Source organism: Synechococcus sp. BO 8801, from assembly GCF_002252675.1.
Lineage (GTDB): Bacteria > Cyanobacteriota > Cyanobacteriia > PCC-6307 > Cyanobiaceae > Cyanobium.
In genome coordinates, this window is the sequence record NZ_NQKY01000004.1 from 113,186 (window position 1) to 134,101 (window position 20,916).

At 72.6% G+C, this 20,916-nt stretch carries 22 protein-coding genes; 15 read left to right on the forward strand and 7 right to left on the reverse strand.

Going from position 1 to position 20,916, the window contains the following annotated elements:
- Positions 1–10 precede the first annotated feature (10 nt).
- On the reverse strand, positions 11–124 hold the full coding sequence (gene petG, locus CJZ86_RS04880) for a cytochrome b6-f complex subunit V (protein ID WP_015110794.1): 114 nt from the start codon (positions 122–124) through the stop codon (positions 11–13).
- A gap of 126 nt (positions 125–250) precedes the next feature.
- Between petG and CJZ86_RS04885 the strand changes: the two genes are divergently transcribed.
- From CJZ86_RS04885 to CJZ86_RS04930, 11 genes are read left to right on the forward strand one after another with little or no spacing between them, the layout of a single operon-like run.
- A complete protein-coding gene (locus tag CJZ86_RS04885) occupies positions 251–628 on the forward strand; it encodes a c-type cytochrome (protein WP_094584831.1) in 378 nt (125 codons plus the stop codon).
- On the forward strand, positions 625–1,389 hold the full coding sequence (locus tag CJZ86_RS04890; protein ID WP_094584832.1) for an RNA methyltransferase: 765 nt from the start codon (positions 625–627) through the stop codon (positions 1,387–1,389). Before CJZ86_RS04885 ends, CJZ86_RS04890 begins: the two co-directional genes overlap by 4 nt.
- A 30-nt stretch (positions 1,390–1,419) precedes the next feature.
- Positions 1,420–2,484: a serine hydrolase gene (locus CJZ86_RS04895; protein ID WP_233133846.1), complete on the forward strand. Its 1,065-nt coding sequence runs from the start codon at positions 1,420–1,422 to the stop codon at positions 2,482–2,484.
- The gene (locus CJZ86_RS04900) at positions 2,484–3,959 is read left to right on the forward strand and encodes a DUF3370 domain-containing protein (RefSeq protein ID WP_094584834.1); all 1,476 of its coding nucleotides are present in this window, start codon (positions 2,484–2,486) and stop codon (positions 3,957–3,959) included. Before CJZ86_RS04895 ends, CJZ86_RS04900 begins: the two co-directional genes overlap by 1 nt.
- Positions 3,956–5,041, forward strand: a complete 1,086-nt coding sequence (bchI, locus tag CJZ86_RS04905) for a magnesium chelatase ATPase subunit I (RefSeq protein WP_094584835.1) — start codon at positions 3,956–3,958, stop codon at positions 5,039–5,041. The genes CJZ86_RS04900 and bchI overlap by 4 nt, the downstream gene beginning before the upstream one ends.
- Positions 5,038–5,520, forward strand: a complete 483-nt coding sequence (ruvC, locus tag CJZ86_RS04910; protein ID WP_094584836.1) for a crossover junction endodeoxyribonuclease RuvC — start codon at positions 5,038–5,040, stop codon at positions 5,518–5,520. The genes bchI and ruvC overlap by 4 nt, the downstream gene beginning before the upstream one ends.
- On the forward strand, positions 5,517–6,137 hold the full coding sequence (locus tag CJZ86_RS04915) for a 5-formyltetrahydrofolate cyclo-ligase (protein ID WP_233133847.1): 621 nt from the start codon (positions 5,517–5,519) through the stop codon (positions 6,135–6,137). Before ruvC ends, CJZ86_RS04915 begins: the two co-directional genes overlap by 4 nt.
- A 60-nt stretch (positions 6,138–6,197) precedes the next feature.
- Positions 6,198–6,383: a hypothetical protein gene (locus CJZ86_RS16920; RefSeq protein WP_233133848.1), complete on the forward strand. Its 186-nt coding sequence runs from the start codon at positions 6,198–6,200 to the stop codon at positions 6,381–6,383.
- Positions 6,384–6,390: 7 nt separating this feature from the next.
- Complete coding sequence (locus CJZ86_RS04920) at positions 6,391–6,900, forward strand: hypothetical protein (protein WP_094584837.1); 510 nt, start codon at positions 6,391–6,393, stop codon at positions 6,898–6,900.
- Positions 6,901–6,917: 17 nt separating this feature from the next.
- Positions 6,918–7,337 carry a SufE family protein gene (locus tag CJZ86_RS04925; protein ID WP_094584838.1) on the forward strand — a complete coding sequence of 140 codons (420 nt, stop codon included), beginning with the start codon at positions 6,918–6,920 and terminating at the stop codon, positions 7,335–7,337.
- Positions 7,338–7,370: 33 nt separating this feature from the next.
- Positions 7,371–8,708 carry a homoserine dehydrogenase gene (locus tag CJZ86_RS04930; protein WP_094584839.1) on the forward strand — a complete coding sequence of 446 codons (1,338 nt, stop codon included), beginning with the start codon at positions 7,371–7,373 and terminating at the stop codon, positions 8,706–8,708.
- Positions 8,709–8,734: 26 nt separating this feature from the next.
- On the opposite strand, the gene CJZ86_RS04935 is transcribed toward CJZ86_RS04930, so the two are convergent.
- The gene (locus CJZ86_RS04935; RefSeq protein ID WP_233133849.1) at positions 8,735–9,595 is read right to left on the reverse strand and encodes a hypothetical protein; all 861 of its coding nucleotides are present in this window, start codon (positions 9,593–9,595) and stop codon (positions 8,735–8,737) included.
- Positions 9,596–9,754: 159 nt separating this feature from the next.
- Between CJZ86_RS04935 and CJZ86_RS04940 the strand changes: the two genes are divergently transcribed.
- The 3 genes from CJZ86_RS04940 (at position 9,755) to CJZ86_RS04950 (ending at position 13,241) form a co-directional block, all read left to right on the forward strand.
- Positions 9,755–10,537 (forward strand): hypothetical protein, encoded by a 783-nt coding sequence (locus CJZ86_RS04940; RefSeq protein ID WP_094584841.1) that lies wholly within the window; start codon positions 9,755–9,757, stop codon positions 10,535–10,537.
- A gap of 62 nt (positions 10,538–10,599) precedes the next feature.
- Positions 10,600–12,225 (forward strand): ABC transporter substrate-binding protein, encoded by a 1,626-nt coding sequence (locus CJZ86_RS04945; protein WP_094584842.1) that lies wholly within the window; start codon positions 10,600–10,602, stop codon positions 12,223–12,225.
- On the forward strand, positions 12,222–13,241 hold the full coding sequence (locus tag CJZ86_RS04950; protein ID WP_094584843.1) for an ABC transporter permease: 1,020 nt from the start codon (positions 12,222–12,224) through the stop codon (positions 13,239–13,241). The genes CJZ86_RS04945 and CJZ86_RS04950 overlap by 4 nt, the downstream gene beginning before the upstream one ends.
- A 1-nt stretch (position 13,242) precedes the next feature.
- Here CJZ86_RS04950 and CJZ86_RS04955 read toward each other — a convergent pair whose 3' ends face one another.
- Positions 13,243–14,847 (reverse strand): alpha/beta hydrolase, encoded by a 1,605-nt coding sequence (locus CJZ86_RS04955; protein WP_094584844.1) that lies wholly within the window; start codon positions 14,845–14,847, stop codon positions 13,243–13,245.
- A gap of 80 nt (positions 14,848–14,927) precedes the next feature.
- Between CJZ86_RS04955 and CJZ86_RS04960 the strand changes: the two genes are divergently transcribed.
- Positions 14,928–16,076: an MFS transporter gene (locus tag CJZ86_RS04960; RefSeq protein WP_094584902.1), complete on the forward strand. Its 1,149-nt coding sequence runs from the start codon at positions 14,928–14,930 to the stop codon at positions 16,074–16,076.
- On the opposite strand, the gene CJZ86_RS04965 is transcribed toward CJZ86_RS04960, so the two are convergent.
- From CJZ86_RS04965 to CJZ86_RS04980, 4 genes are read right to left on the reverse strand one after another with little or no spacing between them, the layout of a single operon-like run.
- Entirely contained in the window at positions 16,050–16,283 is a 234-nt protein-coding gene (locus tag CJZ86_RS04965; protein ID WP_094584845.1) for a hypothetical protein, read from the reverse strand. The genes CJZ86_RS04960 and CJZ86_RS04965 overlap by 27 nt on opposite strands.
- 34 nt (positions 16,284–16,317) lie before the next feature.
- On the reverse strand, positions 16,318–17,493 hold the full coding sequence (locus tag CJZ86_RS04970; protein WP_094584846.1) for a lipocalin-like domain-containing protein: 1,176 nt from the start codon (positions 17,491–17,493) through the stop codon (positions 16,318–16,320).
- The gene (locus CJZ86_RS04975; protein WP_094584847.1) at positions 17,490–20,126 is read right to left on the reverse strand and encodes an ABC transporter permease; all 2,637 of its coding nucleotides are present in this window, start codon (positions 20,124–20,126) and stop codon (positions 17,490–17,492) included. The genes CJZ86_RS04970 and CJZ86_RS04975 overlap by 4 nt, the downstream gene beginning before the upstream one ends.
- On the reverse strand, positions 20,123–20,866 hold the full coding sequence (locus CJZ86_RS04980) for an ABC transporter ATP-binding protein (protein WP_094584848.1): 744 nt from the start codon (positions 20,864–20,866) through the stop codon (positions 20,123–20,125). The genes CJZ86_RS04975 and CJZ86_RS04980 overlap by 4 nt, the downstream gene beginning before the upstream one ends.
- Positions 20,867–20,916 lie beyond the last annotated feature (50 nt).

The following is a 20,916-nucleotide window of genomic DNA, read 5'->3' on the forward strand; positions in this document are numbered from 1 at the left end:
AAACGAACGCTCAGCCCCCGAGGGCACTGCCCCGGCGGTACTGGTTCCAGGCCGCCACGAACAGACCCACGAGCGTCACGGGGATCAGTCCAAGCACGATGCCGCAGAGGAGGGGTTCGATCATGGAGGGGCGGTCGGTTCCGGCGATGCACAATTCTTCCACGACCACCGCCGGCAGCGCGAGACCCACCGCAGCACTGTGATCAGTCCGTCCCCCAGCACCCCGGCCGCCGTGACGCCCTCCACTCCCATGGGAGGCGAACAGCCCCTCGCCCGGCGCCGCAGCCTGGTGGCGGCCCTGGCGACGCTGGCGGCGGTGGCCTGCATCCTGCTGGTGGTGGTGGTGGTGCTGCCGGCGGCCCGCAGCGATCCCTACACCCGCCAGACCCTCGAGCTCACCGGCTCGGCCACCGATGGGGGCCGCCTGTTCCGGCTCAACTGCGCCGGCTGCCACGGGCTGGCCGCCCAGGGGCTGGTGGGCCCGGATCTGCACGGCGTCGAGCGGCGCAAGAACGACCGCCAGCTGATCCAGCAGGTGGTCAGCGGCCGGACCCCGCCCATGCCCAGCTTCCAGCCCGAACCCCAGGCCATGGCCGATCTGCTGGCCTTCCTGCACTCCCTGCCTTGAGCCCCACGCTGGTCCTGGTGGAACCGGCCGGCCCCCTCAACGTGGGCAGCGTGGCCCGGCTCTGCCGCAACTACGGCATCGAGGATCTGCGCCTGGTCGCCCCCCGCTGCGATCCCCTCGGTGAGGAGGCCCGTCTGATGGCCGTCAAGGGGCTGCCCCTGCTGGAGCGGGCGACCATCTTCCCCACCCTGGCCGCCGCCCTGGCCGACTGCGGACGGGTGGTGGCCGCCACGGGCCGTCCGGAGGGGGAGCCCCTGCCCCTGGAGGAACCCGATGAGGCCCTGGCCTGGCTGCTGGCCGGCGACCGGGCCCTGCCGTCGGCGCTGGTGTTCGGACGGGAGGACCGGGGGCTGAGCAACGACGAGCTGCTGCAGGCGGGCCGGCTGCTGCAGATTCCCACCCCCACCCCCCACGGCTCCCTCAACCTCTCCCATGCCGTGGCAGTCGTGCTGCACGACCTGCACCGCCTCGGGCGGCGCGGCCCGACGCCGGCGCAGGCCCCGGCCCCGGCCCCGCAGGCTTCCGTCGGGGAGGGCCCCTGCCCCCGGGGGGTGCTCGAAGCCATGCTCGACGACGCCCGGGAGCTGCTGCTGGAGGTGGGCTTCCTGCTGCCCCACACCGCCGCCGCCCGGATGGCCAAGCTGCGGGCCCTGCTGCAGCGCGGCCAGGTCAGTGGCCCGGAGGTGGCCCTGCTGCGGGGCATGGTGTGCCAGTTGCGCTGGGCGAGCCGTCGCCCTTTCCCTTCCTCCCAGGACCACTAGCGTCGGACATCGCCCCAACGTCCTGCATCCGTGAGCGCTGGCCGTCCATCCCGTCCCCGCAGCAGCAACCCCTGGCTTCGCCCGGTGGGGCTGGTGCTGCGGCTGATCGTGCTGGGCGTGGGTCTGGGGGTGATCGTGGGCACCGCCCTCAAGCTGATGGCGCCGCGCCTGGTCCAGGGGGCGATCGGCACCCCTGCGCCGTCCGCACCGGTCGTGAAGAAACCCGGCACCGGCCCCATGGCCCTGGGGCGGTTCGAACCGCGCCAGGAACTGGTCGGCCTCAGCCAGCAGTGGGCCCGGCTGGCGGCGGCCCAGAAGGGGCTGACCGCCAGCGCCTTCCTGCTGGTGCTCGATGACGGCCGCTTCGCCCAGCTGCAGCCGGACCTGCCCCTGTCGGCGGCCAGTTCCATCAAGGTGCCGATCCTGCTGGCCAGCCTGGAGGATCTCGATGGCGGCAAGCTGCGCTGGAACGAGCCCATGCCGCTCACCAAGGAGGTGGTGGGGGGCGGCGCCGGCTGGATGGCCAACAAGCCCCTGGGCACCCGCTTCCCCTTCTTCGAGGCCGCCACGGAGATGATCCGGGTGAGCGACAACACCGCCACCAACCTGCTGATCCGCCGTCTGGGCGGCAAGACCAATCTCAACACCCGCTTCCGCAGCCTCGGCCTGACGGCCACGGTGGTGAACAACTGGCTGCCGGACCTGGACGGCACCAACACCACCAGCTCCCGCGATCTGGCCCGCTCCATCGCCCTGGTGGACACCGGTGACAAGCTCACGCCCCGGGCCCGTGACCTGTTCCGGGAGATCATGGCCACCTCCCGCACCAACACCCTGATCCCCCTCGGCCTGCTGATGGGGATGGGCAAGGACTCCTCCGATCCCGACAGCGAGCTGCTGCCCGAGGGCATCACCGTCTACAACAAGACCGGCGACATCGGCATCGCCTACTCCGACGCCGCCCTGATCCAGCTGCCCAACGGCCAGCGGGCCGTCCTGGCCCTGATGGTGAAGGGTCCCTTCAACGATCCCCGCTCCGCCGAGCTGATCCGGGCAATGGCCGGGGCCGTCACCAAAACCCTCGTCAAACGCTGATGAACGCCCCCATCCGCGCCCTGGTGCTGCCCGCTCTCGGGCTGGCCGCCCTGGGCGGTCCCCTGCTCGCCCAGCCGCAACCCTCCCCAGCGCCGCAGGCAGCCCCGACACCACCGGTGCTACGCCCGGGCACGGTGGCGCCCCTGCCCGGCCGGCTGGATGGCGTGCCGATGGTGAACGACAACAACCCCGAGGTGATCAAGGGGCCCGGCATCCTGCTGTCCACCTTCGATGGCCAGCGGGGTTACGACGGCCGGCCCCTGGGCGTGCCGGCGGCGCACCTGAACGCGGCCGTCAGCGGCCCCTTCGAGCTGTTCAGCCATCACATCTACGCCGGCACCCCCGAAAGCCTCGACTCCACCCTCTGGGTGGCGGTGGTGGCAGCCCCGCGGGGCAAGGTCCCGGTGAGGCTGCGGACCGTGGCGGGCTCCACCGCCCTGTCCCAGTCGGTGACCCCCGACCAGCCCTCGGCCCCCTTCCTGCCCCTGCCGGCGCTCATGGAGCAGGGCACCACCCCGATCTGGGCCGGCCCCGGCAGCCGGGTGGCCACCGAGCTGCTCGCCCGCCAGCGCAGCCCCCTGGTGCCGGAGGGTTGGACCCTGCCGCCGGGGCAGCTGAGCACCCTGATGGTGCTGCCCCTGCCGGTGCGCGGCCTCGACCCGCTGCTCAACGGCCTCAACCTGCAGCTGCGCCTCAACAGTGACGGTCCGGTGGATGTGGCCACCCTGGCCGCCTTCGGGCCCGTGGATCGCCCGCCGGATCCGGCCGTCTGGCAGCGCCTGCTGCAAGGCGGACTCAGCCCGAAGGAGCACAGCCCCAGCCCCCGGGGGGCCAAGGGACCGATGATCTATTCCCGCGTCAGCGGGGTCCAGGACGGCAGCGCCTGGGTGGGGCGGATCACCGATCCGGGCCGCCCGACCCTGTCGGTGAGCCGGGCCCCGATCTCCTGGCCGATCGCCTCGCTGGAGCGGGGCACCCTGGGCACCGGCCAGGTGCAGACCGCCCCCCTGCGCGCCTTCTACCCGGGCACCGCCTGGGCGGCCCACGGCAACTACGGCGTCACCTACGACCTCAGCCTGCCCCTGCGCAACGACACCCCGCGGCCGGTGCAGCTCGCGGTGGCCCTGGAATCGCCGATCAAGACCGACCAGCCCCTGGGCGGCCTGCGCTTCAACACCACTCCGGCGCGGGCGGTGATGTTCCGGGGCACCGTGGAGGTCAGCGGCCTCGACAACGACGCCGGCGGCCCGGGGGGTCGGCGCCGCTTCCACCTGGTGCTGCGGGCCGGCCAGGAGGGCCCGCCCCTGGGCACGGTCAGCCTGCGCCCCGGCCAGGAACGGCAGCTGCGGGTGCGGCTGATCTACCCGGCCGACGCCACCCCGCCCCAGGTGCTGTCGCTGATTCCGGTGGTGACGCCAGCGGCCCCAGGGGCGGCTGTGAAACAATCCGGGGCTCCGCCCGCAAGCCGTCCGTGACGCCAACCAGGAAGCGCAGGGTCTTCCCCTTCACCGCCATCGTGGGTCAGGAGGAGATGAAGCTGGCGCTGCTGCTCAACGTGATCGATCCCCGCATCGGCGGGGTGATGATCATGGGCGACCGGGGCACGGGCAAATCCACCACCATCCGGGCCCTCGCCGATCTGCTGCCGGCGATCGACGTGGTGGCGGGAGACCCCTACAACAGCTCCCCGAGCGACCCCGACCTGCAGAGCAGCGAGGTGCGCCAGCGGGCCGAGCGGGGCGAACAGCTGCCCGTGGAGCCCCGCCAGGTGCCGATGGTCGACCTGCCCCTGGGGGCCACCGAAGACCGCCTCTGCGGCACGATCGACATCGAGAAGGCCCTCAGCGAGGGCGTGCGCGCCTTCGAGCCGGGGCTGCTGGCCAAGGCCAACCGCGGCCTGCTCTACGTCGACGAGGTGAACCTGCTCGACGACCACCTGGTGGACGTGCTGCTGGATTCGGCCGCCTCGGGCTGGAACACGGTGGAGCGGGAGGGGGTCTCGGTGCGGCACCCGGCCCGTTTCGTGCTGATCGGCTCCGGCAACCCGGAGGAGGGCGAACTGCGGCCCCAGCTGCTGGATCGCTTCGGCATGAGCGTGGAGGTGCGCACCGTGCGGGATCCGGAGCTGCGGGTTCAGGTGGTGGATCAGCGCACCAGCTTCGATGCCGACCCCGACAGCTTCAGTGACCGGCTGCAGAGCACCCAGGAAGCCCTGCAGGCCCGGGTGGTGGAGGCCCAGGAGCGGCTGCCCCAGGTGTCCATCGACGACGACCTGCGCATCCGCATTTCGGCGGTCTGCGGCGATCTGGACGTGGACGGCCTGCGGGGCGACATCGTCACCAACCGGGCCGCCCGGGCCCTGGCGGCCTTCGAGGGCCACCTCGAGGTGAGCGACGACGACGTGGCCCGCGTGGTGGCCTGCTGCCTGCGCCACCGGCTGCGCAAGGACCCCCTCGAACAGATCGACTCCGGCGAGCGGGTGGTGAAGACGTTCTGCAAGGTGTTCGACCGCCCCGCCGGCGACCCCTCCGCCTTCCAGCTGGCCCTGGCGGGGTGAGGATTCTGGGCATCGATCCCGGGCTGGCGCGCGTCGGCTACGGGGTGATCGATGTGGAAGGCCGCTCCGCCGCGGGCGGCGGCCACCAGCGCCTGCTCGACTGCGGCATGATCCGCACCGAACCCGGCCGCAGCGACGGGGATCGGATGGTGGAGATCGCCCGCGATCTGCGGGTGATCGTGCGCCGCTGGCGGCCCCAGCTGGCGGCGGTGGAGAAGTTCTTCTTCTACCGCTCCAGCACCACGATCGCGGTGGTGCAGGCCCGGGGGGTGGTGATGATGACCCTGGCCCGCTTCGCCATTCCGGTGGTGGAGTTCCCGCCGATGCAGATCAAGCTGGCGCTGGCGGGTTCGGGCCATGCCGAGAAGGACGAGGTGCTGGCGGCGGTGATGCGGGAGCTGGATCTGGAGCACCCCCCCCGCCCCGACGACGCCGCCGACGCCCTGGCGGTGGCGCTGACCGGCTGGTTTCAGCGGTGATTCCGCCCGCCGGCGAAGGGACCTCCAAGGAGGATCTGCGGCGCCTGTTCCGCCGCCGGCGGCGCCAGTGCCTGGCGGCCGCTGCCCCGGGAATCCTGGCAACGGCCCGGCGGCACCTGGAGGTCCTGCTGGCGCGGCGGCCGGGCCGCCTCGGCCTCTACTGGCCCCTCGGCAGCGAACCCGACCTGCGCCCCCTGGCCCCGGCCTGGGCCGGCCGGCTGGCCCTGCCGGCGGTGGCCGGCCCTGAGCTGGTGTACCGGCCCTGGGCGCCGGGCGATCCCCTGGCCGCCGATGCCTGCGGCATTCCGGCGCCGACCGTGGGGGCGGCCGGCCCGAAGCCGCGGGAGGACCTGGACCCCGCCGCCATGGCCCTGCTGCTGGTGCCCGCCCTGGCCATGGACCCCGGGGGCCTGCGGCTGGGCTCCGGGGGCGGCTGGTACGACCGGCTGCGGGCCGATCCCCGCTGGGCGGCGGTGCCCGCCCTGGCGGTGCTGCCCGCCGCCTGCGTCACCACGGACCTTCCCCGGGATCCCTGGGACATCCCCTTTGATGGCTGGATCGATGAGCGCTACTGCCATCTGACACCGGCGGGTCAGCGGAAGGTTGCAAGCTCTTAACGATGGAGCTGCGGCCGGGACAAGGTCCCGATCGTTTGCCAGGATCGGGGCAGTGCATCCGTGCCGTCCTTGGATTCGATCCCCTCGTCGCTCCAGAACCGTCCCCTGACGGCCGCCGAGCGGGTGATGACCTCCGAGATCCAGGGCCGTGGCGCCTCCAGCGACGCCCTCTCGATGATGGTCAGTTCGGTCGCCAGGATGGTGCAGGCGGGGAAAAGCAGCGATAGTCGCTGGAAAGCCTCCTGATTCACGGATGAAGCCCCTTCTGTTCACCGGGCTGGTCGGCCTTGCCGCTCTGGTGGTCGCCCCCACGCAGGTCCGCGCCCACGCCATCGAGAGCAGCCTGGAGCGGCTCACCAGCCTGAACGAGTCCCTGCACCGCTCCGCGGCGACCCCCGGCCCCGAGACCCTGCGCCTGGAGAGCCAGTTCTCCGGCGGCCAGCCGGCCAGTGATGCCGCGGTCCGGATCGTCCCCCCCGATGGCGGCACCCCGATCGAGCTGGGGCGCACCGGCGCCGACGGCAGCATCGTCTTCACCCTGCCGCCCCAGGCCAGCCGCCAGTGGGAGGTGCAGGTGGATGCGGGCCCGGGTCATCGCGATTACCTCGAGCTGCCGGAACCCGAGGCCACCTCCGCGGCCCCCGCACGGGTGAGCCGCTCCCATTCCTACCCTCGGTTGGAGGGATGGGCCTATCTGCCCCCCCTCGGCGTGCTCGCCGTGGCCGGTCTGGCCGGGATGCTGCGGACGCGCCGCCCGTCCTGATTCCCTCCGTGTCGTCCATGGCCACCGGCAGTCCCGCTCTCGACCGGATCGTGGAGCGGCTGGGGAGCACCAGCGACCCCCGTCGCCGCTACGAGTACGTGCTGTGGCTGGCCAAGAAGCTGGAGCCCTTTCCCGATGAGCTGCGCCAGGACGCCTTCAAGGTGAAGGGGTGTGTGTCGCAGGTCTACGTGGTGGGCAACCTCCAGGAGGGTCGGCTGCACTGGCGCGGCGATTCCGATGCCCAGATCACCAAGGGGCTGCTGGCCCTGCTGATCGAGGGGCTGGAGGGCCTGACCCCGGCCGAGGCCACCGCCCTCGATCCCTCCTTCATCGCCGCGACGGGCCTGCAGGCGAGCCTGACGCCCTCGCGGGCCAACGGTTTCCTGAACATCCTGCGCACCATGCAGGCCCAGGCCAGCAGGCTGGATGCCGGTTGATTTCTAGGATGGTGGTTTGCGGGGTTGCAGCCAATGGCCATCGGCATCGGCTTGCTCGGGCTGGGCACGGTGGGGAGCGGGGTGGCGGCGATCCTGGCCAGTCCCCAGGGGCGCCATCCCCTGGTCGGTGAACTGGTGCTGGAACGGGTGGCCGTGCGTGACCTCAGCCGCCCCCGCCCCCTGACCCTGCCCCCGGAGCGTCTCACCACCGACCCCGAGGCGGTCATCGACGATCCGGCGGTGGACATCGTCGTGGAGGTGATGGGGGGGCTGGAGCCCGCCCGCAGCCTGATCCTGCGGGCCATCGCCGCCGGCAAGCCTGTGGTCACGGCCAACAAGGCGGTGATCGCCCGCTACGGCCAGGAGATCGCCGCCGCGGCCGCCGAAAAGGGCGTCTACGTGCTGATCGAGGCCGCCGTGGGCGGCGGTATCCCGATCATCGAGCCGATCAAGCAGTCCCTGGGCGGCAACCGCATCCGCCGGGTCAGCGGCATCATCAACGGCACCACCAACTACATCCTCAGCCGCATGGCCGACGAGGGGGCGGCCTACGCCGAGGTGCTGGCCGACGCCCAGCGGCTGGGCTATGCGGAGGCGGATCCAGCCGCCGATGTGGAGGGGGGTGACGCGGCCGACAAGATCGCCATCCTGGCCGGACTGGCCTACGGCGGCCCGGTGGAACGCGGCGGCATCGCCACCGAAGGCATCGACCGGCTCGACGCCCGCGACGTGGCCTATGCGGCCCAGCTGGGCTTCGTGGTGAAGCTGCTGGCGGTGGCCGAAAAGGTGGAGGAGGATTCCGCCGCCGCTGGCGACGGCCACGGCGCCGAGCCGCCCGATGGCGTGGCGCTCGACGTGCGGGTGCACCCCACCCTGCTGCCCAAGCACCATCCCCTGGCGGGGGTCCACGGGGTCAACAACGCGATCCTGGTGGAAGGGGATCCGGTGGGCCAGGTGATGTTCTTCGGGCCGGGCGCCGGGGCCGGGCCCACCGCCTCGGCGGTGGTGGCCGACATCCTCAACATCGCCGGGATCCGCCAGGTGGGCGGCCCCCAGGCCGGCCTCGATCCCCTGCTGGCCGCCAGCAGCTGGCGCCACTGCAGCCTGGTGGACGGCTCCATGACCCGCCACCGCAACTACGTCCGGCTGCGCACCCGCGACGAGGCCGGCGTGATCGGACGCATCGGCACCTGCTTCGGTGCCGCCCAGGTGTCGATCCAGTCGATCGTGCAGCTCGACGCCAGGGAGGGGGAGGCGGAGATCGTGGTGATCACCCACGAGGTGAGAGAGGACCGCTTCCGCGAGGCCCTCGGGGCGATCGAGGCCCTGGAGGGCGTCGAGGCGGTGGCCGCCTGCCTGCGGACGCTCTGAACCGGCCCTGAGCCGGCACCGGCAGCTCAGCGCGCCTGGCGCAGGCGCTGCCGCAGCCGACGGCTGCAACGCCAGGCGATGGCCACGCCGGCCACGGGCAGGGGACCCGGCACCGAGGCCGGATCAGGGCCCTCAGCCGCCGGACCCTGGTCACCGGGACCGTCGCCGCCTTCACCGGGCTGGTCGGTGGGGCCGTTGCCGGGCTGCTCACCGGAGGGGGCTCCAGGCGGTGGCAGAAGCAGGGCCGTCTTGAACACGTCGTCCCCCTCACCCTGGCCGGGGGTCTCCTCGGCGGGCTCTGCCGCCAGGGCCAGCCTGGGCTCGGTGGAGGGGGCCTCGCCCGTCGAGCCGCCGGGGACGATCCCGAAAGGAACGAAGGCGCCGGTGGCCCCGTCGAAGACGTTGTCGAAGAGCGTGCCGGCCTGCCAGGTGAGCTGCAGCGGCGGGGTGGACGCCGTGCCGGTCCAACGGAAGGCGAGGGGGTTGGTCAGCCGGAAGCCGCTGCGGCCTGGAACGGGTCCGGAGCGGGCCAGGAAGTAGCCCGACGGCACGACGAAGCCGTCGATGATGGAATCCGGTCCGGAGAGGGCGCTGACCTGGAAAGGCGGCACGACCGTGCCCGTCACGGGGTTGCCCAGGGTGATGCCACCGACGCCGATGAGGATCTCGGGGTCCCGCCCGAAGCCTGGAACCAGAAGCTCGCGCAGCTCCTGCAGCTCGGTCAGCCCGTCGTGCCCATGGATGCCCCCCGCCGGGGCCGCGGTGCTGGCGATCAGACAGCTCAGCAGAACGAGGGGAGGGTAGAGGTGGACGGAAGGGCGGAAACGCCGCAGTCCGAGGGCACCGAACCCAAGGAAGCGCACCATGAACAGCCAGGAATGTTTCACCAGCTTATCAGCCAATCTTCAGGCTTGCCTGGCATCCGCTTAAGTCGGCCGGGTGGGGGTCCCCATCGGCGGCCTCCGGGCCCCTGACGGCGCCGGTGGGGCCCCCTAAGGTCTGGGCCGCTGGCCAGTTCTCACCACCCTGTCCAGCCCGGACCACGGATGCCTGACCACGCCCCCAGCCGCGAGGAGACGCTCGCCGGCTTCAGCCGCCTGTTCGCCTGGAGCGGTGGCGGCCTGCTGCTGGTGTTCCTGGCCTTCGTCCTGGTCGACTCCCTGCCCCTCCAGCTCCTCAGTCCCTCCTGGCAGCTGCGGTTCACCAACCGCATGGTCAACACCGCGCTGCTGGCCCTGCTGGGGTTCCTGCTGCTCCACCTGGGGCTGTTCATCGAGCCCAGCAATGGCTTCCTGCGGGCGAAGCTGGCCATCGCCCGCCAGTGGGCCATCGTCGTGGTGTTCGCCTTCCTGCTGCTGGTGCCCCTGCAGGGCTTCGCCACCTGGCGCGTCCTCTCCCAGGCGAAGGGCGCCCAGGCGATGCAGCGCACGGTCCTCGACGAACGGGTGACCCGGATACGGCAGGCGATCGAGGCCGCCACCAGCCCGGAGGACCTGCAGGCCCGCTTCTCCCGACTCCAGGCCCCCCGGCCCCAGCTCCCCCCGGCGGCCCTCAGCCTGCCCCTCAACGAGCTGAAGCTCAGCCTGCTTGAGGAGCTCCAGAAGACGGAGACCCGCGCCTCCGGCCGGATCAGCGGGCCCGCCCCCACCGACGTCTGGGCCCTCGGCCAGGGGGTGGCGAGGGTGACCATCGCCTCGGTGGGCTTCGCCGCGGCCTTCGCCGCCGGCGCCCAGCGCCCTCGCGCCTCCCTCACCCTGCTCCAGCAGCTGATCCGACAGCTGGAGATCCTGCGCGGGCGGCGCCCCAGGAGCAAGCGACGGACCCCCTGAGCTCCGCCGTCGGGGACGCGCTGGACAGGCCGCTTGAATGGGCCCCACCGGATCGCAAGGTCTTGCCGACGACCAGGGGGAGAACAGGACGCGGGCCGGCCGCGACGGCCACCGCCCTCGCCACCCTGCTGCTGGCCCTGCCGCTGCTGGCGGGCTGCCAGCCATCGGGATCGCGCCGGTCCCTGGTGGTGGCGACCAAGAGCCGCATCGATTCTCTCGATCCGGTCCAGGCCTCCAGGATCGGGGTGATGCAGGTGCTCAGCGGCCTGGGGGACCCCCTCTATGCCATCGACGCCAGCGGCCGCATCGAGCCGCGGCTGGCCACGGCCCTGCCGGTGCTGAGCCCCGACGGGCTGCGGGCCCGCATCCCCCTGCGCCGGGGGGTGCTGTTCCACGACGGCACCCGCTTCGATGCCGCCGCCATGGCCTTCTCCCTGCGGCGCTTCATGGCGATCGGCACCCTCGGCTACCAGCTGAGCGAGCGGGTCGAGAGCGTGCGGGTCACCGCTCCCCACGAGATCGAGCTGGTGCTGAAGCGCCCCTTCAGTCCCCTGCCGCGGCTGCTCAGCGCCATCTTCCTGACCCCGGTCTCCCCCACCGCCTACCGGCAGCACCGGGACAAGCCCCTGAACGACCGCTTCGTGGGCACGGGCCCCTACGCCCTGGCCTTCTTCGGCGGCCAGCAGCAGCGACTGGTGCCCTGGTCCCGCTACTGGGGCCGGCGGCCGGCCAACGGGGGCATCGACCTGGTCACCCTGAGCAACTTCACCGCCCTGTTCGGAGCCATGCGCAGCGGCGAGGTGGACCTGCTGCTCAGCACCGGCCTCGAGATCGACCACCAGCAGGCCCTGAAGCGGGACGCGGCGGCCGGCCGCCTGCGGCAGGCCGTCGGCCCCTCCCAGGAGATCAGCCTGGTGTCCCTGCTGACCGACCAGCCGCCGCTCAACCGGACCGTCCTGCGCCAGGCCGTGGCCCGCAGCCTCGATCGGGCCACCATCGTGCGGCGGGTGACCCTGGGCCTGCGCTCCCCCCAGCGGCAGCTGGTCCCCCCCGGCCTGCCGGGCTCCGATCCCACCGCCTGGCCGGCCTACGACCCCGCCGGGGCCCGCGCCCTCTACCGCCAGGCCGGGTACTGCGGCGGCAAGGTGCTGACCCTGCCCTTCACCTACCGGTCCGACATCCCCACCGACCGGCTGTTCGCGCTCACCTGGCAGGCCCAGCTGCGAAGGGACCTGGGCGACTGCGTGAAGCTGGAGGTGAGCGGCATGGAGTCGACCACCGCCTACTCCCAGCTCGACAAAGGCGCCCTGACGATGCTCTTCTACGACTGGATCGGCGATTACCCCGATGCGGAGAACTTCCTGATGCCGCTGCTCTCCTGCAGCAAGGCCGAGGGGGAGCGCTGCCTGAAGGGCAACAGCGTGCTGGGAGGCACCTTCTGGACCGCCCCGGGGCTGGAGGAGGAGCTGCAGCGCAGCAGCCAGCTGGACGGCCCCGAGCGGATCGCCCTGCTGGTGGCCATCCAGCGCCGGGTCGCCGCCGCCAGTCCCTATGTGCCGGTGTGGCTGAGCGCCCCGGTGGCCTGGGGCCAGCGGAGTGTCAGCCAGCCCCGGTTCGACGGATCGGGCCGGGTGATGCTGGGCGAGCTGCACCGTCTCCCCGCCGCCGCCGCGGCGAGGGTGCCATGAGCCGCCGTTCCGACCTGGCGCGTTACCTGGCCTCCCGTCTGGCCCTGGCTCCGGTGATGCTCTGGCTGATCGCCTCGCTGGTGTTCCTGCTGCTGCGGGTGGCCCCCGGGGATCCGATCGACGCCCTGCTGGGCACCCGCGCCCCGGAGGCGGCCCGCGCCGCCCTGCGGGCCCAGCTGGGTCTGGATCTGCCCCTGGCCGAGCAGTACGGCCGGTTCCTCGGCCATCTGCTGCGGGGCGACCTGGGCACCTCGCTCACCAACGGCGAACCGGTGACCGGCATCATCCAGGCCAGCCTGCCCGCCAGCCTGGAACTCGGCGTGGTGGCCCTGCTGCTGGCGGCCGTGGTGGGGCTGGCGGTGGGGTTCAGCGGCATCGCCCGCCCGGAGGGACGCATCGATCTGGCCGGCCGGCTCTACGGCATCAGCACCTACGCCCTGCCCCCCTTCTGGGCCGCCATGGTGGTCCAGCTGGTGTTCTCCGTCTGGCTGGGCTGGCTGCCGGTGGGGGGGCGCTTCCCCGCCACCCTGATGCCCCCGGAAGGCACGGGCTTCTACCTGCTCGACAGCCTCCTCGCCGGCGACTGGGGCCAGCTGGCCGGCAGCCTGCGCCACCTGGTGCTGCCGGCGGCCACCCTGGGCCTGCTGCTCAGCGGCATCTTCACCAATGCCCTGCGGCTCAACCTGCGCCGTGCCCTCGGCTCCGACTATGTGGAGGCGGCCCGCAGCCGGGGCCTGAGCGAACGGCGGGTGGTGCTGCACCACGCCCTGCCCAACGCCCTGCTGCCCGTGCTGACGATCACCGGCATCACGGTGGCCTCCCTGATCGGCGGCGCCCTGCTGATCGAGGTCACCTTCTCCTGGCCGGGCATCGCCTTCCGGCTGCAGGAGGCGATCGCCCAGCGCGACTATCCCGTGGTGCAGGGGATCGTGGTGGTGGTGGCGGCCCTGGTGGTGCTGGTGACCGTTCTGGTGGACCTGCTGGTGGCCCTGCTCGATCCGCGCATCCGCTTCTGAGTCAGGGCTTCAGACCGGCCTTCCAGCGCCGGGCGGCGGCGGCGTCGAGCACGTCGAGGGTCACGCCCTGCTGCACCCGCCGCTGGGCCGGCAGCAGCAGGGGCTGCTCCAGGGTCTCGAGGTATTCGGTGGTGAGGCGCAGCAGCGCCGACTGCACCCGGGCCGGGTCCACCCCCACCAGCTCCTCGTCCAGGCGGAAGAGCACCTCATCGGTGGGCATCAGCCGCACGGGGGAGAAATGGCTGCCCCCCTCCACCATCACCAGCCGGCTGCGGGGATCCCGCCCCTGCAGAAACAGGCGCAGCTGCTCCTCCAGCGGCGGCGTCACCAGGTCGAGGCTGCCGCCGACCATCAGCACCGGCACCCCCAGGGACGCCAGCCCCCGCCGCGGCCAGAGCAGGCTGCCGAAGCTGTTGAGCAGCACCAGGCCCCGCAGGTCGGCGGGGGGGGAGGAGCGCTCCGGCAGGTCGGTGCTGGGCAGCTGGCACTGCAGCAGCCGGGAGGGGTTGGCGATCGGCAGGCGGTCGAGGGCCTTGCGGCAGCGCCCGGCCAGCCCTGCTTCCGGCATCACCCCCGCCGCCAGCAGGGCGGAGAGGGCCCCCATCGAGTGGCCGAGGAGCACCACCCCCCGGCCCCGCACCGGCAGCTCGCCCCGGCGCTGGGCCGCCAGCACCGCCTCGATGTCGGCCAGCCGGATGGCCAGGGTCTCGGCACCCGGTGGGGGCCGCTGGCCGTCGAGGGCGGCCTTGAGGGCAGGGCCGTCACTGCCGGGGTGCTGCACCACCACCACCGGCCAGCCCCGCTCGGCCAGCTCGCTGGCCAGCCAGCCGAACTGGTCGGCATTCCCCCCCAGGCCGGGCATCAGCAGCAGCCACGGCCGCTGCGGGGCCCCGTTCCCCCGGCCAGGGGCAGGCGCCACCGCCGGCCAGATCTCCAGGGGCAGGGGCTGCTGGCGGTGGTCCACGGCCAGCCCCAGCCGCCGGGGGCTCAGGGGGGTGCGATCGGCGAAGGCCAGGGGAACGGTGCGGCGTTCCGGCAGGGCCAGGGCCTGGAGGCGCCGCAGGGCCTGGCGCTGCAGGTCGATCTGCTGGCGCCACTGAACGGCCAGCTCGTAGAGCCCGTCGAGCTGGAGGCTCAGCCGCTGCACCGGCAGGGCCCGCAGCAGGCCGATGGTGGAGACGTCCTGACGGGACTCCAGCAGTCGGCGCAGGGTCGTCTGCAGCACCGCCGTGGTGCTTCGGCCGTCGGCCGTGGTCAGCAGGTCCCCCAGGCGGGCCAGCATCTGGCTGCCGGCCCAGCTGTCGAGCAGCTGCTGGCCGAAGCTGGTGTCCCGCAGCAGGGGGGCGCGCAGCAGGATCCTGAGGTCCTGGCGGCTGCGGGGGTCGAGAAGATCCAGCCAGACCGCCAGATCGCCGCCGCCACTGCTCCGGCCGGCCGGGCTGCGGGTCCAGCCGTCGAGCTGCTCGAGGTTCACGGGCAGCTCCAGCCCGTCAAAGCGGAGCTCCAGCACCTCCGCCGCAGCCACCGGCGGCACAAGGGGCGTCCCGGCGATCAGCAGACTGGCCAGCAGACCCTTGAACTGGCGAAAGCGGAGTGGAACAGGCACAGGGGAGGGCCAGGGCGCGGTCCTGGTTCACCCAGTTTCCAGCAGCCCTGCGCCATCTCGCCCTGATCCGCGTGATCGCCATGCTCGGGGCGGGCGGCGTTCTCTATCTGACGCCCATGGTGTTCCACCAGGCGCAATTCAGTGCGGCCCGAGTCACCGAAGGGCTGGCCCTGGCCGCGGTGGCGGGGACCTTCGGCCGGATCCTCAGTGGTGTCCTGCTGGATCGGGGCCTGAACTGCGCGGTTCCGGTGCTGCTGACGGCCCTGTTGGCCATCGCCGGCGACGCCCGGCTGATGGCGGCCGGCTCCTTCGGCGGCTACCTGCAGGGGCAGGTGCTGCTCGGCATGGCCGTGGGCTTCTACTGGCCCGCGATCGAGCTGGCGGTGCCGCTCAGCTGCGCGCCGGTGGGTTCGGGCGCCCCGGTGGGTTCGGGCCGGGCCTTCGCCCTGATGCGCAGCGCCGATGCCCTGGGCATCGCCGTCGGCGCCCTGGTGGGGGCGGTGCTCGCCTGGCGGGGATGGCTGCGCGGCATCTACGCCGTGGACATCGGCTGCATGCTGGCGGTTTTGCTGGTGCTGTCGCGCCAGGGGCTGCCGGATCCCAGGCCCAGGGAGCGGCTGGCCCACCCCAGCCCCTGGGGCCCCTGGCTGCCCGGCCTGGCGCCGCTGCTGGCCGTCGCCGTGCTGGCCACGGCGATGCCGGCCCTGATGCAGAGCGCCCTGCCCCTGGAGCTGGTGCGGGGCAGCCTGCTGCGCCGGGCCCTGCCGGTGAGCCTGGGTGCCCTCACCATCGGCCTGCAGCTGGCTCTGCTGCTGCTGCTCCAGTGGCCCGTGGGTCAGGCCCTCGCCCGCCGGCCCGTGAGGACGGGCCTGACCCTGAGCCTGGTCAGCTTCGCGGCCGGCAACCTGCTGCTGGCGGCCTCCGCCTACAGCGAACGGGGTCTGGCCCTGCTGCTGCTCGCCCAGCTGCCCCTGGCCCTCGGGATCGCCTGCTTCCTGCCCACCGCCACCGAGGCGGTGGTGGAACGCAGCCCGATCGAGCACCAGGGCCTGGCCCTGGCGCTGCTGTCCCAGTGCTTCGCCATCAGCGGCTTCGCCGCGCCTCTGCTGGCCGGCCGACTGCTGGACGGCCAAGGGCATGGGGCCGGACTCTGGCTGCTGATGGCCCTGGCCTGCCTGGGGGGACTGCCGCTGGTGCGTGGCCTAGGCCCCCGCCGGGCGCTCCCCTGAGGCGGCGGACTGCCGCTCCACCCAGGCCTCGTGGGGCAGGGGCTCGGTGCCGTACTCCCAGTCGTCGTAATCCGGGTCGTTGCGGATGCGGCGGTGGATCTCCTTCTGGACGTCGAAATTGTGGGGATGCTCGGCGGCAGCCGCGGCGGCGTCGCCGGCCTCCTCCGAAGGGGGGGACGGGATCCCGGGATGGTCCGCTGCTGCCATGGCCCTTCGCTCCTGCTGGGGCCATCCTCGCCGATCACCCACCCCGCAGGCCATCGAGGCGGTCGACGTAACCGGTGAGCTCGCCGTAGCCGCGGCCCCGCAGCGGCCGCTCGCCCCGGTGGCCCTCGTAGCGCAGCGCCCCCTCCCAGTAGGTGGCCGAGGCCGTGGTCAGCTCCTGATCGGCCATCTGCGGGGTGATCGCCAGCTCCAGGTCCAGCCGCGGAATCGTGAGCGTCCAGGCGGCGGGGTAGGTGGCACCGCTGTGGGGGCTGCGCCAGGTGCGCTTCACCGTGAGGGTGTAGTCGTCGGCGCCGAGCTCCACCGTCTCGTCGCCGGCGATCCAGCGGCCGCCGCTGAAGGGCTCCTTGCCACCGTCCTCCCGGCGCAGGCCATAGAGCATCAGGGCGGAGCCGTCCTCGAACTGTGCGGAGAACCAGTCCCAGCCGACGGTGCCCGGGCTGAGGACGCTGGTGGAGAACTCATGGTCCTTCCAGCTGACCCCGCGGACGGCGTAGGTGTGGCCCGCCACCGTGACCGTGCCCTCGGTGGGCTGCTGCACCTGGGAGTAGTAGTGCGAGGCGTTGCCCGCTTCGGGCCCCTTGCGGCTGAGGCCGTCCTGGCCCTGGAGCACCGGGGGCCGGCTCTGGGTGAGGCTCAGGTCGATGGCCATGGCGTCGGTGGCGGCCTGCAGCCGCACCCGGTCGGGCCCTTCGGCGCTGATGCGCCAGTCGTTGAGCCAGACCGCATAGGGATCGGCCTCGGCCCCGGCCAGCCCGAGGGCGCCGCGGGCGAAGCGTTCCTCCTCGAGGAAGGAACCGGCGGCGATGTCGCTGACGGTGAAGTGGGCGGAGAAGACCTGCGGGGTGCGCCAGGGGGAGCCGGCGATCGCCCCAGCCGATTCAGCGGCGGAGGGAGCGGCTGGGGCCAGGGCCTGGCGGAAGATCGTCAGCTGATAGCCGAAGGGACGTCCGTCGTCGCCCTCCAGGTTGCCCGTGTAGTACCACCACTCGGTCCGGTACTCGGGATGGGGGCCGAAGTCAGCGGGGAACTGCCATTGACGCGGGCTGAAGGCCCGCACGAATCCCTCGGGCTCCGGCGCCTCCCCCCAGCGGATGCCGCTGCTGGCCCCGGCCGGGGCCGCACCGGCCAGGTTCAGCAGCAGCACGGCCACCAGGGCCAGCAGGGCGCGCAGGGGATGGGGGTGGTTCATTCCTGCCGCAGCGCCTCGCTGATGTTCATGCGGCCAAGGCGGAGGGCCGGGTAGAGGCCCGCCAGCACCGCCGCCCCCACCGCGACCAGCAGGGACTGGACGAAGAAGCGGGGCTCCAGGGCGATCTGCAGGGTCCAGCCGAAGGAGCGCACGTTGATCACATGCACCAGGACCCAGGCCAGCCCGTAGCCCAGGGGCATCGAGCAGGTGCCGGCCAGCAGACCCATCAGGCCGGTCTCCAGCAGGGTGAGGCGCCCCAGCTGGAGGGGCGTCATGCCGCCGGCCCGCAGCACGGCGAACTCCCGGCCCCGCTCCAGCTGCAGGCTCATCAGGGTGCTGAAGATGCCGATGAAGGCCACCAGCACCGTGAGCAGCTGCAGGGCGCCGGTGATGGCGAAGGTGCGATCGAAGATCTCCAGCGATCCCTGCCGCAGGGCGCCGTTGGTCTGCACCAGCAGGCTCTGGCGGCTGCGGAAGCCCTCCCGCAGCTCGGCGGCCACCGCCTCGGGCTCCACGCCCGGGGCCAGGAACAGCCCCAGGGAGGCGATGTTGTCGTCGTGCCAGAGCTCCGCCACCTGGGAGCGGTCCATCAGCACGCTGCCGCGGTCGGAGGAATAGTCGTAGAAGACGGCGACCACCGGGAAGCTCCTTTCGCCGTCAGGGGTTTCGAGCCTGACCTGCTCCGGGATGGCGCCCTGGCCGTCGCGCAGATAGACGGCCTCGGAGAGGATCACCCCCTCGCGGGCTGCCAGGGCGGCGAAGGGATCGTCAACGCCCGGGCGGACCCAGGCGTAGGGGCGCCGGCCGGCGGAAACGTCGCCACCGGCGGCGATCAGGGTGATGTCCCGGTCCTGGTCGACCAGGTGCACGTCGAAGCTGTTGAAGGTGACCAGGGCCCGCAGGTCAGGGCGCGCGGCGACGGCCCGGACGATGGCGGGATCCACCTTGCCCAGCACCCGGTTGGCGGTGGTGCTGGGCGGAGAGACGAACAGGTCGGCCTGGAGGGTCTGGTCGAGCCAGGTGACCACCGTGCCCCGGAAGGAGCCGATCATGATCGAGAGCCCCACGATCACCGACACCGCCACCATCAGGGCCGCAACGGCCACCGCGGTGCGGCTGAGGGAGCGCAGGATGTCGCGGGGGGCGAGGCGGGCCACCACCCCGAAACCGCCGCCGGCCCGTCCCAGGGCCGCCATGACGGCGGCCAGCACGGGCGGCATCAGCAAGGCGGCCCCCATCAGCAGGGCGAACAGGCCGGCGAAGGCGGGCACCAGATCCCGGCTGTCCCAGCGGAGCAGAAGCACCCCCAGGCCGCCGGTGAGGGCGGCCGCGGGCAGGAACCAGGGCAGCAGTCGCTGCCAGCCGGCCTCGAGGCTGGAGCGCTGCAGGGTCATCTGGGGCGGGGTGGCCATCGCCTCCCAGGCGGGCAGGGCCGAGGCCACCAGGGCCGAAGCCACCCCCACGAGCATGCCCTTGGCCAGGGTGAATCCCGAGAGGCTGATCTGCCGCACCGAGACCACGAAGTAGAAGTCGTTGATCGTCTGGGTGATCAGGCCGACGACGGTGCGCCCCAGCACCACCCCCAGCACCAGACCCAGCAGGGAGCCCACCAGGCTGAACAGGGCCGCCTCCCCCAGGATCAGGGTGAACAGCTGGCCCCGGGTCACCCCCAGGCAGCGCAGCACCCCGAAGAGGCTGCGGCGCTGCACCACGCTGAAGGTGACCGTGTTGTAGATGAGAAAGATGCCCACCACCATGGCCAGCAGGCTCATGGCGGTGAGGTTGAGTTCGAAGGCGGCCGTCATCTGCTGCACGGCATTGCCGCGCGCCGCCGCCGTCTCCAGCTTCAGCCCGGCGGGCAACCAGGTGCGGATGGCCTGCTCCTGGGCGGGGCCCTCCAGGATCAGATCGATGTGGCCCAGCGCCGGGGCCGCAGCGGCGCCGGCGGGGGCGAGCAGGTCCTGGGCGGTGGCGATGTCGACCAGCAGCAGGGTCTCCAGCCCGCGGCGCTCCAGGGCCGAATCACTGCTGACGCTGCCCACCAGCCGCAGGGCCGTCGTCCGCCCGGCCAGATCGAGATGCAGGGTTCCGGAGGCGTCAGCGGCGCCGGGGTGGAGGCCGTAGCGCGCAGCGGTGTCGGCGGCGATCACCGCCGTGCCGGGCTCGGTGAGGAAGGGAACGAAGCCCCTGCCACCGGATTTCCCGCGGCCCCCTTGGCCATCGCCGTCGCCGCCCAGCAGGCCGCGGAACGGACCTTCGCTGAACAGATCGACCCCCACCAGCCGCAGCAGTTCCCCGTCCAGCTCCTCGGCCCGGCCGTAGGCCTCGATCACCGGCGCGGCGGGGATCTCCGGAAAGCGGCGGCGCAGCTCCACGAAGGTGGCATCGGGGACGCCACCGGGCCCGATCGCCACCAGGCGATGGCTGGTGCGGCCCGTGATGGCGTCGGTGGAGAGGGAGAAGGCCCGCTGGGCCGAGCCGCTGGCCAGATCGATCGACACCAGCATCGCCACCCCCAGGGCGATGCCCAGGATGCAGAGCAGGTACTGGAGCGGGCGGCGACGCCAGCGCCTGGCCGCGAGGCGCCACAGAGGCCCGTTGCGGACCACGGGCAGTGCATCCCCCTGGCTCATGCCGGCACCGCAGCCGCAGGGGCGGACGACTCAAGCAGATGACCCTCCTGCACCCGCAGCACCCGGTCGGCCCGATCGGCGATGGCCCCGTTGTGGGTGGCCATGATCAGGGTGCGGCCCTGCTGGCGCGTGAGATCGATCAGCAGCTGCAGCACCTGCTCACCGGTGTGTTCGTCGAGGTTGCCGGTGGGCTCGTCGGCCAGGATCAGCAGGGGCTGGTGCAGCAGGGCGCGGGCGATGGCCACACGCTGCTGCTGGCCGCCGGAGAGCTTGTCGGGCCTGGTGGAGGCGCGGTCGGCCAGCCCCACCCGGCCGAGCAGGTCGCGGGCGGCGGTCTCCAGGGCCGGCCGGGGCCTGCCCGCCAGCTCACCCGGCAGGGTGACGTTCTCCAGCACCGACAGGGTGGGGATGAGATTGAAGAACTGGAAGATGAAGCCGATGTGGTCGCGGCGGAACAGGGTGCGGTTGCGCTCGTCGAGGGCCGTGAGGTCCACCCCGCCGATGGCCACACTGCCGGAGGAGGGGGTGTCGATGCCGCCGATCAGGTGCAGCAGGGTGCTCTTGCCGCTGCCGCTCTGACCGAGGAGGACCACGAACTGGCCGGGGGCGATGGTCAGGTCGACGGCCTGCAGCACCGTCCGCTCGCTCTCCCCCTCCTGGAATCGCTTGCTGAGCCCCCGCAGTTCGATCGCGGAGGCCGGGGGCGCAGCGGAGGGCTCAGCGGGGGGCGCTTCAAGCATTCAGCCAACGGCCTGTCGGCCACAACCACAGGAGCGGCACCAAGGTAGGG